Below are 17,288 nucleotides of genomic sequence, written 5' to 3'. Positions count from 1 at the left end.
AAGGTGAGGCATGATGGCCGAACTTGGCCGGGGCACGCAAGGAAGCGCCGTCATGGCAGACTTGCGTCGGCGCGGGCCAGCTGGGAACATGCTCGGGCGTAAACCTGCACGGGGAGACGCGATGGCCTATGACGAGAACACCGCGGCGCGGGTGCGCAAATTACTGGCGGGTCAGCGAGACGTCGCGGAAAAGAAGATGATGGGCGGCCTCTGCTTCATGGTGAACAACACCATGTGCTGCACCGTAAGTGGCCGCGGCGGCATGCTGATCCGCGTCGGCCCGGAAGCGCATGCCCGCATGCTGCAGGAGCCGCACACCAGCCCGATGGAAATGCGCGGGCGCATCATGACCGGCTTCGTGCGCGTCGCGCCGGACGGCTACCAGAGCGATGCCGATCTGAAAAAATGGGTCACCCGCGGGCTCGACTTCGTGGCGGCGAATGCCGCGGGACGCAAAGCGGCGCCGCGGAAGGCTGCTGCGGCGAAGACCAGGGTCGCCGCGAAGGCTAAAGCACCTCCTCGCGGCCGAGCTCGAAAGGGTCTTCGCCGCTAGCGCGTTTCTTCTTTTTCGAGCGCTGCCAGACCACGCCGGGAAAACCCTTCAGCGGCACCAGCGGCTCGCCGGTATAGGCCCATTCCTGAAGCTCTTCGATCGCGATGTGATAGAGCGGCTGGCGGCCGGTGCGCTCGTTGAACAGTGCGCGGGGGATGTTGACCATGTGCGGTCCGCGCGGCCGCTCGTACGCGATCGGCGTGCCGCAATGGGCGCAGAAGCTGCGCGCGGTCCTGGTCGCCTTGTCCTCGTAGCGGGCGAGCGCGGCTTTCCCCGAGGTGATGCGAAAGCGCTTCTTCCAGCTTCCGACATACGTCGCATAGGCCGCGCCGTGCGCGCGGCGGCTACTGGCCGAATGATCATGCCAGGCCCAACGCGCGGGGACGTCGATCTCGAAGGTGACCTTGCCGCAGAGGCATTGGCCGGTGGCGGTTCCTGCGGCGACTGCGGCTTTGGCCATGGTCTCTCTCCGTCGTCATTGCGAGCGCAGCGAAACAATCCAGACTGCCCCTGCGGAAAGGCTCTGGATTGCTTCGCTGCGCTCGCAATGACGGAGTTTGCGGGTCCGTCGGAGCTACGAATATAGACCTGTAGCCCGGATGGAGCGAAGCGCAATCCGGGGAAGTCTATCGGCGAGGTGAGAAACCCGGATTTCGCTGCGCTCCATCCGGGCTACGAAAGTCTCTACGCCGTCGCGAGCTCGTCATACACCGGGTAATCCGTATACCCCTTCTCCTCGCCGCCGTAGAACGTCGCGCGGTTATACGGCATGATCGGATAGTCGTGCCGAAGGCGGCGCGGCAAATCGGGGTTGGAGATGAAGATGCGGCCGAAGGCGATGATGTCGGCGTGGCCGTCGGCGATCGCCGCATTCGCGGTCTCGCCGGTGAAGCCGCCGGCGGTCATCAGCACGCCGCTGTAGAGCGGGCGGAACAGTACCATCGCCGAGGGCACGTTCTCCCAGTGGACGTCGGCACGGCCGGCGCCGCTGGAGCGCGGCTCGATGAAGTGAAGATAGGCAAGGCCGAGCTTGTCGATCGCCTTCACGACGTGCGTGTAGAGCGGCATCGGATCGGGCTCGCCGGAATCATTGGCGATGCCGTGGGGCGACAGCCGCACGCCGACGCGGTTCGCGCCCCAGACGTCGATCGCCGCTTGCGTGACTTCGAGCAGAAGCCGCGCGCGGTTCTCGATTCCGCCGCCATATTGATCGGTGCGCTGGTTGCTGCGCGACTGCAGGAACTGCTCGAGCAGATAGCCGTTGGCGCCGTGGATCTCGACACCGTCGAAGCCGGCGGCGAGCGCGTTCTTGGCGCCCTGCCGGAAGGCCTCGACGATGCCCTTGACCTCGTCGGTCTCCAGCGCGCGCGGGGTCTCGTAATCAGAAATCTTGCCGTCGGCGGTCATCGCCTTCATGCCTTCGGCCTTGATCGCAATCGCCGAAGCCGAGACCGGCAGCTCACCGCCGTGGAAGGACGAATGCGAGACGCGGCCGACATGCCAGAGCTGGAGGAAGATGATGCCGCCCTTGGCGTGCACGGCATCCGTCACCTTGCGCCAGCCGGCGATCTGCGCCTCTGAATAGATGCCGGGCGTCGCGGGGTTGCCGCGGCCATGCGAAAGCACGGGGGACGCTTCAGCGATGATCAAGCCGCCTTGCGTGGCGCGCTGGCCGTAATATGCGGCGTTGAGCGGCCGCGGCGAGAAGCTCTCGCGCTCGGCGCGCATGCGCGTCAGCGGCGCCAACGCGATGCGATGCGCGAGCTTGTACGGACCGACCTGCAACGGTTTGAACAACGCCTCGAATTTCATGTGGGCCTCAGACGGCTATGGAAGGATGCGGATCATATAGCGAGGGGCGGCCCCTGGAAAAGGCGCCGCCCCATTAAAAGCAGATATTCCCTCTCGCGGAACGCCGGAGAGAGCAGGCCCTACGCCGTCTTGATCCAGACGGCCTTCACGTTGAGATATTCCTCGACATGCTGCTTGCCGGACTCGCGGCCATAGCCGCTCATCTTGTAGCCGCCGAAGGGCACGGCCGGGTCCATCGCCTGGTAGCAGTTCACCCACACCGAGCCGGCGCGCAGGCTCTTCGCGACCGCATGGGCTTTGGTGACGTCGCGCGTCCACAGGCCCGAGCCGAGGCCGAACGTGGTGTTGTTGGCGCGCTTGACCAGCTCGTCCATGTCCTTGAACGCGATCGCGGAGATGACGGGACCAAAAATCTCCTCCTGCGCGATGCGCATGTTGTCCTGCACGCCTGCGAACACCGTCGGCGAGACGAAGAAGCCCTTCGACAGCGCGCCTTCGGTGACACGGCCACCGCCGGCGAGTGCCCGCGCGCCCTCCTTCTGGCCGATATCGAGATAGCCGGTGACGCGCTTGAGTTGTTCCTCGGACACGAGCGGGCCGATCTGCACATTGGGATCGAGGCCGTTGCCGACCTGCAGCTTCTTGCCGAACTCGGCGACGCGGCCGACGAACTCTTCGTAGACCGACTGCTCGACGAACAGGCGCGTGCCGGCGCTGCAGATCTGCCCCGAATTGGCGAACACCGCCATCGCGGCGCCCGGCACTGCGGCATCGAGATCGGCATCGGCGAACACGATGTCCGGCGACTTGCCGCCGAGCTCGAGCGAGACGCGCTTGAGGTTGCCGGCGGAGGCGCGGATGATCGACTGGCCCGTGACGTGCGAGCCGGTGAAGGCGACCTTGTCGACGTCGTGATGCGAGGCGAGCGCGGCGCCCGCGGTCTCTCCATAGCCGGGCACGACGTTGACGACGCCGGGCGGAATGCCGGCTTCCATCGCCAGCTCGGCGATGCGCAGCGAGGTCAGCGGCGCCTCTTCGGCAGGCTTCAGAACCACGGTGCAGCCGGTCGCGATGGCCGGACCGATCTTCCAGATCGTCGCGGTGAGCGGGCCGTTCCAGGGAATGATGGCGCCGACGACGCCGATCGGCTCCTTCAGCGTGTAGGAGAAGATTTCGCCGGGCAGCGAGTTCTCGATGGTCTCGCCATGGATCGCGGTGGTCTGGCCGGCGTAATAACGCAGCATGCCGACGGCACGCAGGCGATAGGCGCGGGTGCGGCTGAGCGGCGCGCCCATGTCGAGCGTGTCGAGCTGCGACAATTCGTCGAAATTCTTCTCGACGAGGTCGGCGAGCTTGAGCAGCAGGTTCTGCCGCTCGAACGGTTTTACTTTGCTCCAGGGGCCTTCGAAGGCACGGCGAGCGGCGGCGACCGCACGGTCGATGTCTTCCTTGTCGCCCTCGGCGACCGTCGCCAGCAATTCGCCGGTGGCGGGGTTGTGGGTCTCGAAGCGCTTGCCTGAGGCCGCATCGACCCACTTCCCGTCGATCAGCATCTGCTTGTAGGACCCGTTGGCGAACGGATGGCGCGTGATCGGAATAGCCTGCGACACAGCCATGGCTGCACTCCCTGTCAAATGATTGATTGGCTCGATCTGGGCGGGATCGTTAGGTCGAATAGAATACAGCGCCGCCGGAAAGGCGTAAAGGCGGCGTGGAACGAAGACCTCCCATGCCGACTTGTGCAGGGTCGCGCGAGTGCCATGTTATAGCTCGACCGAGCCCTTCCCCGGAGACCAACCATGCCACATTCCGCCATCGTCAAAGACAATGTCGCCGTGATCACAGGCGGCGCATCCGGTATCGGATTGGCTGCCGCGCTGGCCTTCGCGCGCGCCGGCATGAAGGTGTGCATCGCAGATGTGGATCAGGCGCGGCTGGCGGAAGCTGCAACAAAACTGTCATCCGTCACGCCTGCCATATATGTGATGACGTTCGCGGTCGACGTCAGCAAGGCCGAGAGCGTGACGGAACTGGAACGCGCCGTGCGCGAGCGCTTCGGCGGCACCGACATCCTCATGAACAATGCCGGCATCCAGCCCGGCAGCACGCTGTTCGGCGAGCCCGACAACTGGCAGCGCATCATCGGCGTCAACATGTGGGGCATCATCAACGGCTCGCGCATCTTCGCACCCGGCATGATCGCGCGCGGCAAGGCTGGGCTGATCATCAACACCGGCTCGAAGCAGGGCATCACCACGCCGCCCGGCGATCCCGCCTACAACGTCTCCAAGGCCGGCGTGAAGGCGTTTACGGAAGCGCTCCAGCACGAGCTGCGCAACACGAAGGACTGCCGCATCGCCGCGCATCTGCTGATCCCCGGCTTCGTCTTCACCGGCCTGACCGCGAAGGGCCGCACCGAGAAGCCGGCCGGAGCGTGGACGGCTGAGCAGACCGTGGATTTCATGCTGGCGCGGCTGGAAGCCGGCGACTTCTACATTCTCTGCCCGGACAACGACGTGCCGCGCGCGCTCGACGAGAAGCGGATGCTGTGGGCGGCGGGAGACATCGTCGAGAACCGCCCGCCGCTGTCGCGCTGGCACCCGGACTATGCCGACGCATTCGCGAAGTTCGTGAAGGGAGAGTAGGCTTGCACCGCTCTCTCACTCCCTCGCCCCGTTCTTACGGGGAGAGGGTGGGGTGAGGGGGCGCATCCGCAAACTGCAGCCCGAATTATTGAAAGGGATTCCGTAGCGGGCGGCGTGGAGTCGGCGAGACTTTTGTCGCGGCGGCTCTGTGCCATGCCCCTCACCCGGATCGCGTCGGACGATGCTTCGCATCGCCGAGGGCGACATAGCCGAAGCTTTGCTTCGGCGGTCTTGAGAACGGCCGCCGAAAGGCGGCCGACGCCTCTCCCCGCAGAAGGGCGGGGAGAGGTGAAGAAAGCTACAGCGTTTCCTGCTGATGCCCGCAATTCTTGCAGGCGAACTTGACCCGGCTCTGGCCTTTTTCAGCCTGCACCCGGTTCGGCGCGCCGCACTTGCCGCAGACGGCTTCGATGCGGGTCGAGCCCTTCTTGACGACGATGGTCTTCTTTTCCATCGATTCGCGGATCAGGCGCTCGGCCTCCTCACGCAGGGATTGTTTCGACAAAGCTCATCTCCGCCTCTGGAAAGCGCGAGAGCCATAACGCACCTGCGTTGGAATCTCAATCGGCAATGCCGGCTCAGACCTCGACAATCACATAGCTGTCTTCGACATGCACCGGAAACGTCTCGGCGACATACGGGCCCTTCTGCAACTCTTCGCCACGTTCCACCGCGACTGGATAGGACCGGATCTTGACCCGTTTCGGATCGAACCAGGACTGGCCGTTGCGCATGTCGAATTCCCAGCCGTGCCAGGGACAGCGCAGCATCTCGCCGACGCGCGAGCGCTGATAGATTCCGGGCTCGGGCGAGGTCAGCCGCGCCACGCAAGCGGCCTTCTCCAGCGGCGCGCCCTCATGCGGGCAGCGGTTCAACAACGCGAAGAACTCGCCGTTAACGTGGAACACGACGATGTCGCGGCCCGCGATATCGACGACCTTGTTGCCGCCGGGCGGGATCTCCGAGGTGCGCGCGACGATGTGACGGGCCATATCCCTTCAGAACCTCTTTGCTCAGAACTTGTAGACCGCGCGGGCATTGGTGCTGAAGATCTTCTTCCGCTCGGCCTCCGTCAGCGGCGTCTTGAAGGCGAAGCGCGGATCGTCGAAATCCCAGTGCGGATAGTCCGACGAGAACAACAGACGATCGATGCCGACCCATTCGATCAGCGAACGCAGATGCCGCGCCTCGTCGGGCTCGTCGATCGGCTGCGTCGTGAACCAGAAGTTCTCGCGCACATATTCGGACGGCTTGCGCTTGAGATGCGGCACCTCGCGGCGGAAGCGCTCGAAATGCTGGTCCATCCGCCACACCGCCGAGGGGATCCAGCCGAAGCCGCCCTCGATGAAGACGATCTTCAGCTTCGGAAAGCGCTCCGGCACGCCTTCGATGACGAGGCTCGCAAGCTGCGCCGCGATGGTGTGCGCGTTGGACTGGTGCTCCTCGACATAATAAGATGGCCAGCCGCCACCGGTCGGCGCATGGCCGCCATAGCCGCCGACATGGATGCCTAGCGGCAGGTCCAGCTCCTGCGCGCGCTCGTAGATCGGCCAGTAACGACGGCGGCCGAGCGGCTCGTTGGCGCGCGGCGAGACATTGATCTGGATGTATTCGCCGATTCTGGCACAGCGCTCGATCTCGGCGATGGCGAGATCCACGCCGTCCTGCCCGACCAGGATCGACGCCTTCAGGCGCGGATCGCGATGCGACCAGAACGCAAGCTGCCAGTCGTTGATGGCGCGCTGGATCGCGGCGCCGAACTCCAGGTTCTGCTGCGAGAAGATGAAGAGATCGAGCACCTGCAGAATCCCGAACTCGACGTCGAGCGGATCGAGATGCTGCTTCTGCATGAAAGCGAGATCAGAGCCGGGCGGCCCGCCGGTCGGCGGCCACGCATCGCGCCGCGCGATCAGCGGCGACGAGCGCGGATAGGGCGTGGTAAAGAGATAAGGCGTGCGCAAATGGCTGCCATATTCCTTCAAATGCTGCTGCCAGCGTTTCGGCAGGAACGCGTTGAGATCGTCGGTCGAGCGCAGGCTCGGATGCACGTCGCAATCGACGATGCGCAACCGCGAGGTGGCGGGCTTCTCGTCGTCGAGCAGCGGGCGGTCGATGACGTCACTCATGCGATCCTCCAAACTTTTTGTTTGCGCATGATCTTATCGGAAAACCGGTACCCACTTTTCCGGATCATGCGTCAATTGAGCGACAACCTCGGAAATGTTTCCAGCGGATTGTCGACACACATCTTTGCGATAATGCTCTTCGGCAGGTTCGGCGGGATCGGATCGTCGCCGTCGAACTGCCAGTGCGGATAGTCGGACGCGAACAGGAACATCTTTTCGGAGCCGATCTGGTCGATGATTTCCTCGACGCCTCTTGCATCAGCCGGTGCATCGAACGGCTGCATGGTGACGCGAAAATTGTCGCGGATGATCGCGGCCGGCTCGCGCTCGACCCAGGGAACCTCGACGCGGACGCCGCGCCAGGTCTTGTTGGCGCGCCACATGAAGGCCGGCAGCCAGCTCACGCCCGACTCCATCAGCACGACCTTCAGGTTGGGAAACTTGCCGAAAACGCCTTCATAAATGAGGCTCAGGATCTGCGCCTGAAACGCCTGCGCCTCGACGAAGTAATATTCGTAGCGGTGCGACGGCCAGCCGGCCGAGCTCGGCGCTTGCCGATATTGCGTGCCGGCATGGATCGCGAGCGGCAGCTTGTACTTCTCGGCAAGCCGGTACACCGGCCAGTAATGCCGCCGGCCCAGCAGCGTCTCGCCCTGCGCCAACACCAGGACGGAGACGAAACGATTGTCGCTGGCGCGGCGCTCGATCTCCTCGATCGCGAGATCCGGGTCCTGCATCGGTACCACGATGGAAGCCCGCAGGCGGGGATCGCGCGACAGCCATTCGGTGGCGATCCAGTCGTTGATCGCCTTGCAGAAGTCGGCGGCCATATAGGCGTCGAATACGGCCTGCGCGCCATAGAGCACGTTGAGGATCGCGTGGCTGGCGCCCAACTGATCAAAGGCGCCCTTCTGCACCATAGCGAGATCGGAGCCGGGCTTGGCGCCATTGGCCGGCCGCCAGTCGGCACGGCCGGTCACCGGCATGCTCGGCGGATAAGAGGTGAGATCGAGCCCGTCGATGGCGCGGCTCACGACCTGCTCTTTCCAGTGATCGCTGAGATAGGGAAGCAGCGTCGTGCGCGTGCCACCAACCGCCGGGTGGATATCACAGTCGATCCGCGTCACCGCCATGAAGCTTCCTCGCCGAGATCTTGTAAGCACATCTTATTGGCGGCGTTCTTGTGCGCCGCTTGCGCAGAGTGCCCCTGCCCGTGCCAGCGCGCAAGGTCGCCCGCCCGCGCGATCCGTCATGGCTCGGTTGCATTTCGCAGGCGCGATATGAAGCTCCGCGATCGTCGCACGCGGCGACTGCTCGAGGATGGATGGTCTCACGGCACGAGCGGTGCCAGGGCATCCTCCGCTCCATATTGCAGGTAGCTTTGCGCTTATATGCGCTCTCGCCTCAAGCTGCCTTGGAGACTTCCATCAGCAGGCGCTCGGCCTTGGCATCCTCGATGCGGTTCACCAGGCGGCTGCTCTCGTGATTGTCGCGCACCGTCTTGGTCAGGGTGATGCAGGTCTGGATCAGCATCACGATGCCCAGGTGAGATAGCCTTTCATCCAGAGATCGATCGGCAGAAAGAAAATGCCGATGGCGACGAGGAACGCGGAGGCTGCGAAGGACGCGTAAGTGAAGGTCACCCAGGCGCTGCTGTGGGGCTGGCCGTTCTGGTTCATGATGGTCTCCTGTTGGTTCGAATGATGATCGGGTTTGAGTTCAGGCGGTCGGCATGCGCTTGGACTTCAACCGCGCCAGCACGTCGTCCGCGGTCGTCTTGAGCCGGGGTCCGAAGCCCTGCTCGGCAAGTCGTTCGGCAGTGGCGAGCGGACCGGAGGCCGCATCGAGCTCGACCAGCGCGTCGTCAGCGGCCTGGGCTTCCATCTGCCGGTCGCGCAGGCGCCTCAAGGTGCTCTCCGCTTCCGGCAGCGAGGATTCGTAAGGGCGTGCCGCCTCGATGCCGCTGCGGCGAAGCGAGCGCACCGCTTCCGAGGCGCGGGCGACGCGGCGGCCGCGATCGAGCTCGGTGATGCGGGCCTGCGCGCTTGCGACATGGCGCTTCAGCCTGGTGATCTCGGTCGCGAACAGTGCGCGTGCGGTCATCGCCGCGTCGCGATCGGCCTCCAGGCCTGCGATGGCTTCGGCGGCATCCTTGGCGAGATCCTCGCGGCCACCGTCGAGCGCCGCAACCGCACGGGTCTCGAGATCGGCGATGCGGGCGACGGTCGCCTCGAGCTTGCGGCCTTCCTGCTGGTCCTGGGCGATCGCCAGCGCCAGCGTCCGCTTGCTGCGCTCGACGGCGGCGGCCGCGTCGCGCATCTGCTGGTCGAGGATCAGAAGGGCCGTACGGTCTTCCAGTTCCTCGCCCGCGGCCGCCACGCTGCCGCGGAAAAGTGTCACTACGGTCTTGAACATTTGCTGCTCCCTGTTATGAGCGCTGCTCACAGATGGTTTGTAGCAGAGACCTTGAACATCGTTCAATAAATATTTGAGCGCCGCTCAAGAATTTGGTTAATAAATGACTAAGGCCTTGGAACGTCGAGAGAAACTACGGGCCGACCTGATCCAGGCGGCCGAGCGGATGATCGCTGAGCGAGGGTTGGCAGGTCTCAAAACCCGCGATCTCGCCCGCGAGATCGGCTGCGCCAATGGCGCGGTCTACAATCTCGTCGCTGACGTCGACGAGTTGGTCCTGCGCGTCGGCTCGCGCACGTTACTCCGGCTCGACAAGGTGCTCAGCGCGGCGGTGAGCGCGGGCAATCCGTCGCCGCAGGAGACGCTGGTCCGCATCGCGATCGCCTATTGCGATTTCGCCGCAGAAAATCTCGAGCTCTGGCGCGCAATGTTCGAGCATCGCATGGAGCCCGGCAAGGAAATCCCCGACTGGTCCGTCGACGACCAGTTGCAGCTGTTCCGCCACATCTACGCGCCACTGGCAGCGTTGTTTCCAGACAGAGGGACCGAGGAGCTCGGCATCACCGCACGCAGCCTGTTCTCGGCCGTGCATGGCATGGTGGCGCTGGGGCTCGAGCAGAGGCTGGTCGCCGTGCCGCTGCCGGCGCTGCGGAAGGAAATCGCTGGCCTGGTGCGGGCGATGATCGACGGCTTGATCGCGCGGGCGGCGTAGAAGCCGAGCGAGCGCAGCAAAACTGGCGGCGCCTGTCGCATCGCTGGCAGCACGCTTAGCTTTCGCCGCGTCTGGTCCTCTCTCCGGAGTCTCCCATGCCCCTCCTCATCCGCGGCGGCACCGTCGTCAATCATGATCATTCGCGCCGTGCGGACGTGCTGATCGACGGCGAGACCATCGTCGCGATCGGAACATCGCTCGATGCACCGACGGGCGCGGAGATCGTCGATGCCGGCGGCGCCTATGTCATCCCGGGCGGGATCGATCCGCACACCCATCTCGAAATGCCGTTCATGGGCACGGTGACGGCCGACGATTTCGAATCCGGAACGAAGGCGGCGCTGACCGGCGGCACCACCATGGTGGTGGATTTCTGCCTGCCCGATCCCGGCCAGTCGATGCTCGCGGCCTATCAGGAGTGGCGGCACAAATCCGAGAAGGCGGCGACCGACTACGGCTTCCACATGGCGGTCACGTCGTGGTCGAAGCAGATCTATGACGAGATGGAGACCGTGGTCAAAACCTACGGCATCAACACCTTCAAGCATTTCATGGCCTACAAGGGCGCGCTGATGGTGAATGACGACGAGCTCTACAACTCGTTCGCGCGCTGCGCCCATCTCGGCGCCATGCCTGTGGTCCATGCGGAAAACGGCGACGTCGTCGCCTTGATGCAGGAAGCGCTGATCGCGCGCGGCGTCACCGGCCCCGAAGGCCACGCCTACTCGCGGCCGCCGGAGGTCGAGGGCGAAGCCACCAACCGCGCCATCATGATCGCCGACATGACGGGCACGCCGGTCTACATTGTGCACACGAGCTGCCGTGAGGCGCATGAGGCAATCGCCCGCGCACGGGCCGCGGGGAAACGCGTCTTTGGCGAGCCGCTGATCCAGCATCTGCTGCTGGATGCCGGCGAGTACCAGAACAGGGACTGGGATCATTCCGCGCAACGCGTGATGTCGCCGCCGTTCCGCGACAGGTCGCATCAGGACAGTCTTTGGGCCGGCCTGCAATCAGGTTCGCTCCAGGTGGTCGCCACCGACCATTGCGCCTTCACCACCGAGCAGAAGCGGTTCGGGCTCGGCGATTTCAGAAAGATCCCGAACGGCACCGGCGGCCTCGAAGATCGGCTCGCACTGCTATGGACCGCGGGCGTCGCCACGGGACGGCTCACGAAGGAAGAATTCGTCGCGGTGACCTCGGCGAACATCGCGCGCATCCTCAACATCTACCCGCGCAAGGGCGCCGTCGCCGTCGGTTCGGATGCCGATGTCGTGGTGTGGGATCCCAAGGCGAGCAAAACCATCAGCGCGAAGCGGCAGATGAGCCGGATCGATTACAACGTGTTCGAAGGCTTTGCCTGCACCGGCGGACCGGCCGCGACGCTCTCACGTGGCCGCGTCGTCTGGAAGGCTGGCGATCTCCGCGCCGAGGCCGGCGACGGTCACTATATCGAGCGTCCGGCGTTCTCACCGGTGCACGTCGCCAACTCGACATGGAAACAACTGACCGCCCCGCGCGCGGTCGCACGCGGCGCGGTCACGCCGTAGGGCTTCTCCAGTCGTCGGTCAGAAGCGATAGTTCACACCGACGGTCACGGCGTGGATTCTGTCCTTCAGGTTTCCGCTGAAGGTCACTGGCGGGACGGAATTGGTCAGAAGGAAATCGTTGGCGCCGAAATCATAGTAGTCGTACGCAAAGTTCGTCGACCAGTGCGGCGCGAATGCCCAATCGAGACCGACGCCGGCGGTCCAGCCAGTGCGCGTCGCGGTCGCCTTGGGATCGACCGGGAATCCAAGAAGCGGAGGCGTGACAACGTTGTCGGCCTTTTCCCGCGTCCAGGCGACGCCGCCGCGGCCATAAGCAAGCCAGTTGCCGGCAAAGCTATAGCCGAGCCGCACAGTCGCCGATGCCAGGAAGTCGTTGCTGACGGTGAATTGCGTCGGGATGATCACGCCGCCGAAATTGCCGAGACCGGGCGTCTTGCTGGTCAGGCTGGACCAGGCCGCGCGGCCTTCGACTCCGACGACCCAGAGCGATGCAAACTGATAATCGCAACCGATCTGCCCGCCGCCGATGAAACCAGTGGAGCTGAAATCGCCCGAGCTCCTGATCTTGTCGTAGCTAAAATCGCCACCGGCATGAACGCCAATGAAGCACCCGGTCCAGCTGAATTGCTTGGTCGCCACTGGGGCCTTGACCGCCAGATCGGCCGCACTTACCGCGCTTGTAAATCCCAGAATCGAAACCAACCCAACGCCAATCACCGCAAGACGACTCATTCCCGGCCCCCGCCAATTCCCAAAAGCAATGCCGCTCTTGTTGCAGGAAAGGGTTGTTGCGACAAGCAGCCACACCCCTAAGGTTGATTTTCTCTTGATGTGTGACCAACACGCCACAGCGGAAACAGCGTCATGCTCTGCGGGGGGCAGACCTGCTGACGCCGTCGGAATTCCAGGGCGAAATCGCGACCACGTTTCGTGGTCACGTCGGCTCGCCCCGGAATGGCGAACGACTCAAGCCGCCTTGCCGGCCTGCAACCGGTCGAGCACCGGCAGCAATTCGGATGGATCGGGGCGTTGCGTGTAGTCCGGGTTCACCTCCGCATAGGCGATGATGCCGTCGCGGCCGATGACATAGCGCGCGGGCATCGGCAGCACCCAGGCCGGATTATCGTTGAACGTCGGCAGTCGTTCTTGAAGGACTTGTAGAGCGCGACGAGATCGACCGGTAGCGCGAAGCGGATGCCGAAGGCGTCGGCGACGCCGCTCGCGACGTCGCTCAGGATCGGGAACGACAGCTTGTTCTCGCGCTCCGACTTGCGGCTGTTCGGCGCGGTCTGCGGCGAGATCGCAACGAGGCTCGCACCACGCGCGGCGATCTCCGGCAGCGCCTCCTGGAGCGCCTGGAGCTCGAGGTTACAATACGGGCACCAGACGCCGCGATAGAACGACACGACCAGCGGTCCCTTCGCGAGCAGGTCGCGCGAGGACACAGGCTTGCCGTCGGGATCCCTGAGGATGAATTCCGGCGCGGCGTCGCCGGCCTTCTTCGCGCGCTGCGCGTGGCCGCTCGCGATCAGTTCGGCGGTGCTGGCCGATATCGAGGACGCCGAGGATGCCGCGCGCGGCATCGACTCGCTGCGCGGCACGATCCGCATCACGATGCCCGTCATGTACGGCGCCCGGAACATCATCCCGCGCCTGCCGAAATTCCTGGCTGCGCATCCGCTGCTGCGCGTCGAGCTATCCGTGGTCGACGAACGCCAGGACCTCGTCGCCGAGGGCACCGACGTCGCCATTCGGCTCGGCCTGCTCAACGACTCCGGCTTTGGCGCGCGAAGTCTCGGGATATTGCCGCGCCTCGTGGTGGCATCGCCGTCTTATCTTGCCATCCGTGGCACACCGAAAACGCCGGCGGACCTCGCGTCCCATGATTGCATTTTCGGACCAGGCCAGTCCGGCCGCACCAGTTGGTCGTTCACGCGGAACGGAACGGAGACATCGGTCGATGTCCGCGGCCGCATCACCACCGATTCCGGCCCCGGCGTATTCGCCAGTGTGCAGGCGGGGCTCGGCATTGCGATCACATCGCCAATCGTGGCCGGACCCGAGATCGCCGCCGGCACGCTGGTCCCCCTGTTGAAGAGCTACAAGCTTTCGCCCATCGACGTCTATGCCGTCTTCCCGGGTGGCCGCCGCCCCTCGACCAAGGTGCGCGCTCTGGTGGACTATCTCGCAACCGACATGAAGCAGACGCCATGAGCGACGCGCCGGACCGTTCCGCGGGCACAGCGGACTGCGACACCATGCGTCTCATTTGATGGCATGGCGCTTGCCTCCCTTGGTCGCAATTGGCTCAAGGAGGCACTCGATGAACGCATCGTCTTTCGACATCAGCCGCCGCAATGTGTTGCTGGGAGGGCTTGGCGCAGCCGGATTGACCGCCATCGCACCTCGCTTCGCCACTGCCCAAGGGCGTAGCGAGACGCTGCTGGTGGTGCAGGAGCTCGGGCCGAACTCGCTCGACATGCAGGGCGTCGGCTCCAACCAGACCGTGAACGGCCTGTCCTGGAATTGTTACGATCGGCTGCTCACGTACGCCTCCAAGACGCTGCCCGATGGGACCGTGTCCTATGATCGCGAGAAGCTCGCGCCTGAACTCGCCGAGAGCTGGGAGGTCGCCGCCGACGGCATGTCCTGCACCTTCAAGCTTCGCAAGGACGCCAAATTCCACGACGGCACGCCGGTCACGGCCAAAGACGTCAAATGGTCGTTCGACCGCGCGGTGAAGGTCGGCGGTTTCCCGACCTTCCAGATGTCGGCGGGTTCGCTGGAGAAGCCCGAGCAGTTCGTGGTGGTCGACGATCACACCTTTCGCATCGACTATGTCCGCAAGGACAAGATGCTGCTGTTCAACGTCGCTGTCGTCGTCCCCTTCATCATCAATTCCGAACTCGCCAAGAAGAACGCGACGGCGGAGGATCCCTGGGCGCTCGCGTGGCTCAGGACCAACGAGGCCGGCGGCGGCGCCTACAGGATCGAAAGCTGGAAGCCAGGCAGCGAGACCGTGCTGGCCCGTTTCGACGACTGGAAGAGCGGACCGCGGCCGAAGGTCAAGCGCGTGATCGCGCGCGACGTCCCCTCCGCCGGCACACGCCGCGCCATGCTGGAGCGAGGCGATGCGGACATTTCCAGCGGCTTTGCGCCACGCGACTTCGAGCAGATCATTCGGGAGGGCAAGGTCAAGGTATCAGGGGTGCCGATCCCGAACGCGCTCTGGTACGTCGCGCTGAACACGGCGAAGCCGCCGTTCGACAATGTGAAGCTACGGCAGGCCATCGCCTGGGCGATGCCTTATGAGCAGATCCAGAGCAGCGCGTTCTTCGGCCGCGCCGTTCCGATGTATGGCGGTGCCGCCGATGTCTCAAAACCAGTCTGGCCACAGCCGTTTCCCTACATCACCGATCTCGACAAGGCCAAGGCGCTGATGAAGGAAGCAGGCTTCGAGTCCGGCCTGGAGACGACCCTGTCGCTCGACACGGGGACTGCGACCGTCGGTGAGCCGACCGCCATCCTGATCCAGGAAAGTCTCGCCAAGATCGGCATCAAGGCGTCGATCGAAAAGATTCCCGGCGCGAACTGGCGCACGACGCTGAACAAGAAGGAGCTGCCGCTCGCGCTCAACCGCTTCAGCGGCTGGCTCGATTATCCCGAGTACTATTTCTACTGGAATTTCCACGGCAATAATTCGATCTTCAACATCTCCTCATACCAGAACAAGGCGATGGACGCGCTGATCGACAAGGCGCGCTTCACGGCGGATGCGGCGGAATACGACCGGTGCGTGAAGGATTTCATCGCGCTCTGCATGCGCGACGTTCCCGTCGTTCCGCTCAACCAGCCGATCCACGACGTCGCCATGCAGAAGGCCATCACCGGCTACGAGTTCTGGTTTCACCGCGAACCCGACTACCGCCAGTTCGCGAAGGGCTAATGCCGCTCGACAACGCGGACGACGTCCGAGGCGGCCCGCGCCAGCTCGGTCGGGAAGCCCCGCGCCAACCGTGCCGCGCTCGTGCGCAGCATCGCCGCGTCGAGCTTGCCCTGCCGCGCCCCATCCAGCGCGCAGGCGAAGACCCGGTAGAATTGTGCGCCGTCATAGGCAACCAGCAGCAGATCGACGCCGGCGTTGATCGCCTCGACCACGGCTTTGCAGACGTCGTGCTGGTAGATCGCACCCATCACGAGGTCGTCGGTCATCACCATGCCCTGGTAACCCCACTTATCGCGGATGATGCCATCAATGACGCGTTTCGAATGCGAGGCCGCGCGATCGGGATCGACGGTCGTGAGCGTCACATGCCCAACCATGAGCGCGCTGCGCGAATGCGACAGCACCTCGCGGAACGGCAGCCAGTCGGTGGCTTCGAGCTCTTTCACTGGCGTATCGAGCTTGGCGCTGAAATGATGCGTGTCGGTGCGGACGCGGCCGATGCCGGGAAAATGCTTCAGCGTAGCGCCGACGCCTGACTCTTCCAGCCCGCGCACATAGGCGCTCGCGATCGTGCTGACGACGGCAGGGTCGGTCGCAATCGCGCGCTGACCGATCAGCGTATGAAAATCGAGGCGATTGCGCCGGACCGGCGGTTTGAGGTCGAGCACCGGCGCGAGGTTGAGGTTGACGCCGAGCCCGGCGAGCTCGCGGCCGTGGATGCGGCCGAACTCTTCAGCCCTGGCCTGCTGTTCGTCGGGAGCGAGCCCGCTGAGCGTCGCCAGCGCCGGCACCTTCGTCAGCGGCGGCGCGAGATGTCCGACGATGCCGCCCTCCTGGTCTGCCGCAACGACCAGCGGCGGCAGGCGGGCGGGCGGCGCGCCGCTTGTCCTGGAGCGCCGCAATCTCGGTGCGCAGCGTCTCGACGGTCCGGCCGCGGATGTTGCGCCGGGTCACGTAGACGCCGCCGATCAAGCCCTGCTCGACAAGGCGCGCAACCTCGGGAAAGGAGGAATAGCCCACCATGAAGTGAGGTCCGAGCTGACTTGCCTCGGTGGCGCTCGCGGCAAGCACATCGTGCTTGCGCAGCTCGAACTTGAGATGCGCCGCCGACATCAGGATCGGCGGCAGGCACCAGAGCGCGACGAGCAGCTTGCCCGCAACGGTACGCCAACGCCCTCTGCGCAGCAGGACGATGACGATCGCGAGGCTTGCGACGACAAGCGCGAGGTTTCCCGCGCCGCGCAGCGGGACCAAATAGGGATCGTTCTTGTTGGCCGCCGCAAATGCGACGAGCGGCGCGGCCAGCCAGAGCAGGACGAGACCGATACGACCGAGGAATTGCATGATGCGTCACACGCTATGAGTGGCGAATGCTTGCACCTATCAAAGCGAATCACGCTGTGCGAGAGCCAAACGCGCGCCTGCACGAAAACTGCAAAAGACTCCTGAAACTGTGCAGACGATGGTCCCGCCTTCTGCACAAGCGCCGTTCAGACTTCGTGATGCCACCCATCACGAAAGGTCATTTG

The 17,288-nt window shown here is 64.4% G+C and carries 17 protein-coding genes and 2 pseudogenes; 6 read left to right on the top strand and 13 right to left on the bottom strand.

Going from position 1 to position 17,288, the window contains the following annotated elements; genetic code table 11:
* Positions 1-10: 10 nt before the first annotated feature.
* On the top strand, positions 11-553 hold the full coding sequence (locus QJT78_RS31525; protein WP_244433246.1) for a TfoX/Sxy family protein: 543 nt from the start codon (positions 11-13) through the stop codon (positions 551-553).
* On the opposite strand, the gene QJT78_RS31520 is transcribed toward QJT78_RS31525, so the two are convergent.
* From QJT78_RS31520 to QJT78_RS31510, 3 genes are all read right to left on the bottom strand, one after another.
* A complete protein-coding gene (locus QJT78_RS31520; RefSeq protein WP_028147932.1) occupies positions 507-1,013 on the bottom strand; it encodes a GFA family protein in 507 nt (168 codons plus the stop codon). The two genes, QJT78_RS31525 and QJT78_RS31520, sit on opposite strands and share 47 nt — an antisense overlap.
* Positions 1,014-1,237: 224 nt before the next feature.
* Complete coding sequence (locus QJT78_RS31515) at positions 1,238-2,365, bottom strand: alkene reductase (RefSeq protein WP_281460396.1); 1,128 nt, start codon at positions 2,363-2,365, stop codon at positions 1,238-1,240.
* Between the two features lie 119 nt (positions 2,366-2,484).
* Positions 2,485-3,981 carry an aldehyde dehydrogenase family protein gene (locus tag QJT78_RS31510; protein WP_028147930.1) on the bottom strand — a complete coding sequence of 499 codons (1,497 nt, stop codon included), beginning with the start codon at positions 3,979-3,981 and terminating at the stop codon, positions 2,485-2,487.
* Positions 3,982-4,164: 183 nt separating this feature from the next.
* Here QJT78_RS31510 and QJT78_RS31505 point away from each other — a divergent pair, with 183 nt between their 5' ends.
* Positions 4,165-5,010: an SDR family NAD(P)-dependent oxidoreductase gene (locus QJT78_RS31505; RefSeq protein WP_038942531.1), complete on the top strand. Its 846-nt coding sequence runs from the start codon at positions 4,165-4,167 to the stop codon at positions 5,008-5,010.
* A 298-nt stretch (positions 5,011-5,308) separates the two neighbouring features.
* On the opposite strand, the gene QJT78_RS31500 is transcribed toward QJT78_RS31505, so the two are convergent.
* From QJT78_RS31500 to QJT78_RS31475, 6 genes and pseudogenes are all read right to left on the bottom strand, one after another.
* Positions 5,309-5,515, bottom strand: coding sequence for a hypothetical protein (locus QJT78_RS31500; RefSeq protein ID WP_281460395.1), 207 nt, complete (start codon positions 5,513-5,515; stop codon positions 5,309-5,311).
* Positions 5,516-5,588: 73 nt separating this feature from the next.
* Positions 5,589-6,002: a Rieske (2Fe-2S) protein gene (locus QJT78_RS31495; RefSeq protein ID WP_028147928.1), complete on the bottom strand. Its 414-nt coding sequence runs from the start codon at positions 6,000-6,002 to the stop codon at positions 5,589-5,591.
* 21 nt (positions 6,003-6,023) lie between these two features.
* Complete coding sequence (locus QJT78_RS31490) at positions 6,024-7,136, bottom strand: amidohydrolase family protein (protein ID WP_281460394.1); 1,113 nt, start codon at positions 7,134-7,136, stop codon at positions 6,024-6,026.
* A 71-nt stretch (positions 7,137-7,207) separates the two neighbouring features.
* Positions 7,208-8,269 carry an amidohydrolase family protein gene (locus QJT78_RS31485; RefSeq protein WP_038942535.1) on the bottom strand — a complete coding sequence of 354 codons (1,062 nt, stop codon included), beginning with the start codon at positions 8,267-8,269 and terminating at the stop codon, positions 7,208-7,210.
* A 271-nt stretch (positions 8,270-8,540) separates the two neighbouring features.
* Positions 8,541-8,815: pseudogene (locus QJT78_RS31480) on the bottom strand (YiaA/YiaB family inner membrane protein).
* Positions 8,816-8,855: 40 nt separating this feature from the next.
* On the bottom strand, positions 8,856-9,551 hold the full coding sequence (locus QJT78_RS31475; RefSeq protein WP_028147925.1) for a PspA/IM30 family protein: 696 nt from the start codon (positions 9,549-9,551) through the stop codon (positions 8,856-8,858).
* Positions 9,552-9,654: 103 nt separating this feature from the next.
* Between QJT78_RS31475 and QJT78_RS31470 the strand changes: the two genes are divergently transcribed.
* Both QJT78_RS31470 and hydA read left to right on the top strand, forming a co-directional pair.
* On the top strand, positions 9,655-10,263 hold the full coding sequence (locus QJT78_RS31470; RefSeq protein ID WP_028147924.1) for a TetR/AcrR family transcriptional regulator: 609 nt from the start codon (positions 9,655-9,657) through the stop codon (positions 10,261-10,263).
* Between the two features lie 95 nt (positions 10,264-10,358).
* Complete coding sequence (gene hydA, locus QJT78_RS31465) at positions 10,359-11,813, top strand: dihydropyrimidinase (RefSeq protein ID WP_028147923.1); 1,455 nt, start codon at positions 10,359-10,361, stop codon at positions 11,811-11,813.
* Between the two features lie 18 nt (positions 11,814-11,831).
* On the opposite strand, the gene QJT78_RS31460 is transcribed toward hydA, so the two are convergent.
* Positions 11,832-12,545 carry an outer membrane protein gene (locus QJT78_RS31460; protein WP_028147922.1) on the bottom strand — a complete coding sequence of 238 codons (714 nt, stop codon included), beginning with the start codon at positions 12,543-12,545 and terminating at the stop codon, positions 11,832-11,834.
* A gap of 234 nt (positions 12,546-12,779) precedes the next feature.
* Positions 12,780-13,396: pseudogene (locus QJT78_RS31455) on the bottom strand (peroxiredoxin-like family protein).
* Positions 13,397-13,436: 40 nt separating this feature from the next.
* Here QJT78_RS31455 and QJT78_RS31450 point away from each other — a divergent pair.
* Positions 13,437-14,027, top strand: coding sequence for a substrate binding domain-containing protein (locus tag QJT78_RS31450; protein WP_240537522.1), 591 nt, complete (start codon positions 13,437-13,439; stop codon positions 14,025-14,027).
* A gap of 109 nt (positions 14,028-14,136) precedes the next feature.
* Positions 14,137-15,759, top strand: coding sequence for an ABC transporter substrate-binding protein (locus QJT78_RS31445; RefSeq protein ID WP_028147919.1), 1,623 nt, complete (start codon positions 14,137-14,139; stop codon positions 15,757-15,759).
* Here the strand turns inward: QJT78_RS31445 and QJT78_RS31440 are convergent.
* Both QJT78_RS31440 and QJT78_RS31435 read right to left on the bottom strand, forming a co-directional pair.
* Positions 15,756-16,559, bottom strand: a complete 804-nt coding sequence (locus tag QJT78_RS31440) for a glycoside hydrolase family 3 N-terminal domain-containing protein (RefSeq protein ID WP_249169706.1) — start codon at positions 16,557-16,559, stop codon at positions 15,756-15,758. The genes QJT78_RS31445 and QJT78_RS31440 overlap by 4 nt on opposite strands.
* Positions 16,492-17,103 (bottom strand): hypothetical protein, encoded by a 612-nt coding sequence (locus QJT78_RS31435; protein ID WP_244433247.1) that lies wholly within the window; start codon positions 17,101-17,103, stop codon positions 16,492-16,494. The genes QJT78_RS31440 and QJT78_RS31435 overlap by 68 nt, the downstream gene beginning before the upstream one ends.
* Positions 17,104-17,288 lie beyond the last annotated feature (185 nt).

The sequence above is a fragment of the Bradyrhizobium sp. Mp27 genome (assembly GCF_029953005.1).
GTDB classification, from domain to species: Bacteria; Pseudomonadota; Alphaproteobacteria; order Rhizobiales; family Xanthobacteraceae; genus Bradyrhizobium; species Bradyrhizobium barranii.
Note: the sequence above shows the minus strand (reverse complement) of the source record. Positions and strands in the feature narration are given on the sequence as shown.

Bases quoted from the DNA above. Each gene is read 5' to 3' on its own strand.
- QJT78_RS31515 (WP_281460396.1), bottom strand. From the start codon at position 2,365: ATGAAATTCGAGGCGTTGTTCAAACCGTTGCAGGTCGGTCCGTACAAG.
- QJT78_RS31510 (WP_028147930.1), bottom strand. From the start codon at position 3,981: ATGGCTGTGTCGCAGGCTATTCCGATCACGCGCCATCCGTTCGCCAAC.
- QJT78_RS31470 (WP_028147924.1), top strand. From the start codon at position 9,655: ATGACTAAGGCCTTGGAACGTCGAGAGAAACTACGGGCCGACCTGATC.
- QJT78_RS31495 (WP_028147928.1), bottom strand. From the start codon at position 6,002: ATGGCCCGTCACATCGTCGCGCGCACCTCGGAGATCCCGCCCGGCGGC.
- QJT78_RS31505 (WP_038942531.1), top strand. From the start codon at position 4,165: ATGCCACATTCCGCCATCGTCAAAGACAATGTCGCCGTGATCACAGGC.
- QJT78_RS31490 (WP_281460394.1), bottom strand. From the start codon at position 7,136: ATGAGTGACGTCATCGACCGCCCGCTGCTCGACGACGAGAAGCCCGCC.
- QJT78_RS31445 (WP_028147919.1), top strand. From the start codon at position 14,137: ATGAACGCATCGTCTTTCGACATCAGCCGCCGCAATGTGTTGCTGGGA.
- QJT78_RS31485 (WP_038942535.1), bottom strand. From the start codon at position 8,269: ATGGCGGTGACGCGGATCGACTGTGATATCCACCCGGCGGTTGGTGGC.
- QJT78_RS31475 (WP_028147925.1), bottom strand. From the start codon at position 9,551: ATGTTCAAGACCGTAGTGACACTTTTCCGCGGCAGCGTGGCGGCCGCG.
- hydA (WP_028147923.1), top strand. From the start codon at position 10,359: ATGCCCCTCCTCATCCGCGGCGGCACCGTCGTCAATCATGATCATTCG.
- QJT78_RS31525 (WP_244433246.1), top strand. From the start codon at position 11: ATGATGGCCGAACTTGGCCGGGGCACGCAAGGAAGCGCCGTCATGGCA.
- QJT78_RS31450 (WP_240537522.1), top strand. From the start codon at position 13,437: ATGTACGGCGCCCGGAACATCATCCCGCGCCTGCCGAAATTCCTGGCT.
- QJT78_RS31520 (WP_028147932.1), bottom strand. From the start codon at position 1,013: ATGGCCAAAGCCGCAGTCGCCGCAGGAACCGCCACCGGCCAATGCCTC.
- QJT78_RS31460 (WP_028147922.1), bottom strand. From the start codon at position 12,545: ATGAGTCGTCTTGCGGTGATTGGCGTTGGGTTGGTTTCGATTCTGGGA.
- QJT78_RS31435 (WP_244433247.1), bottom strand. From the start codon at position 17,103: ATGCAATTCCTCGGTCGTATCGGTCTCGTCCTGCTCTGGCTGGCCGCG.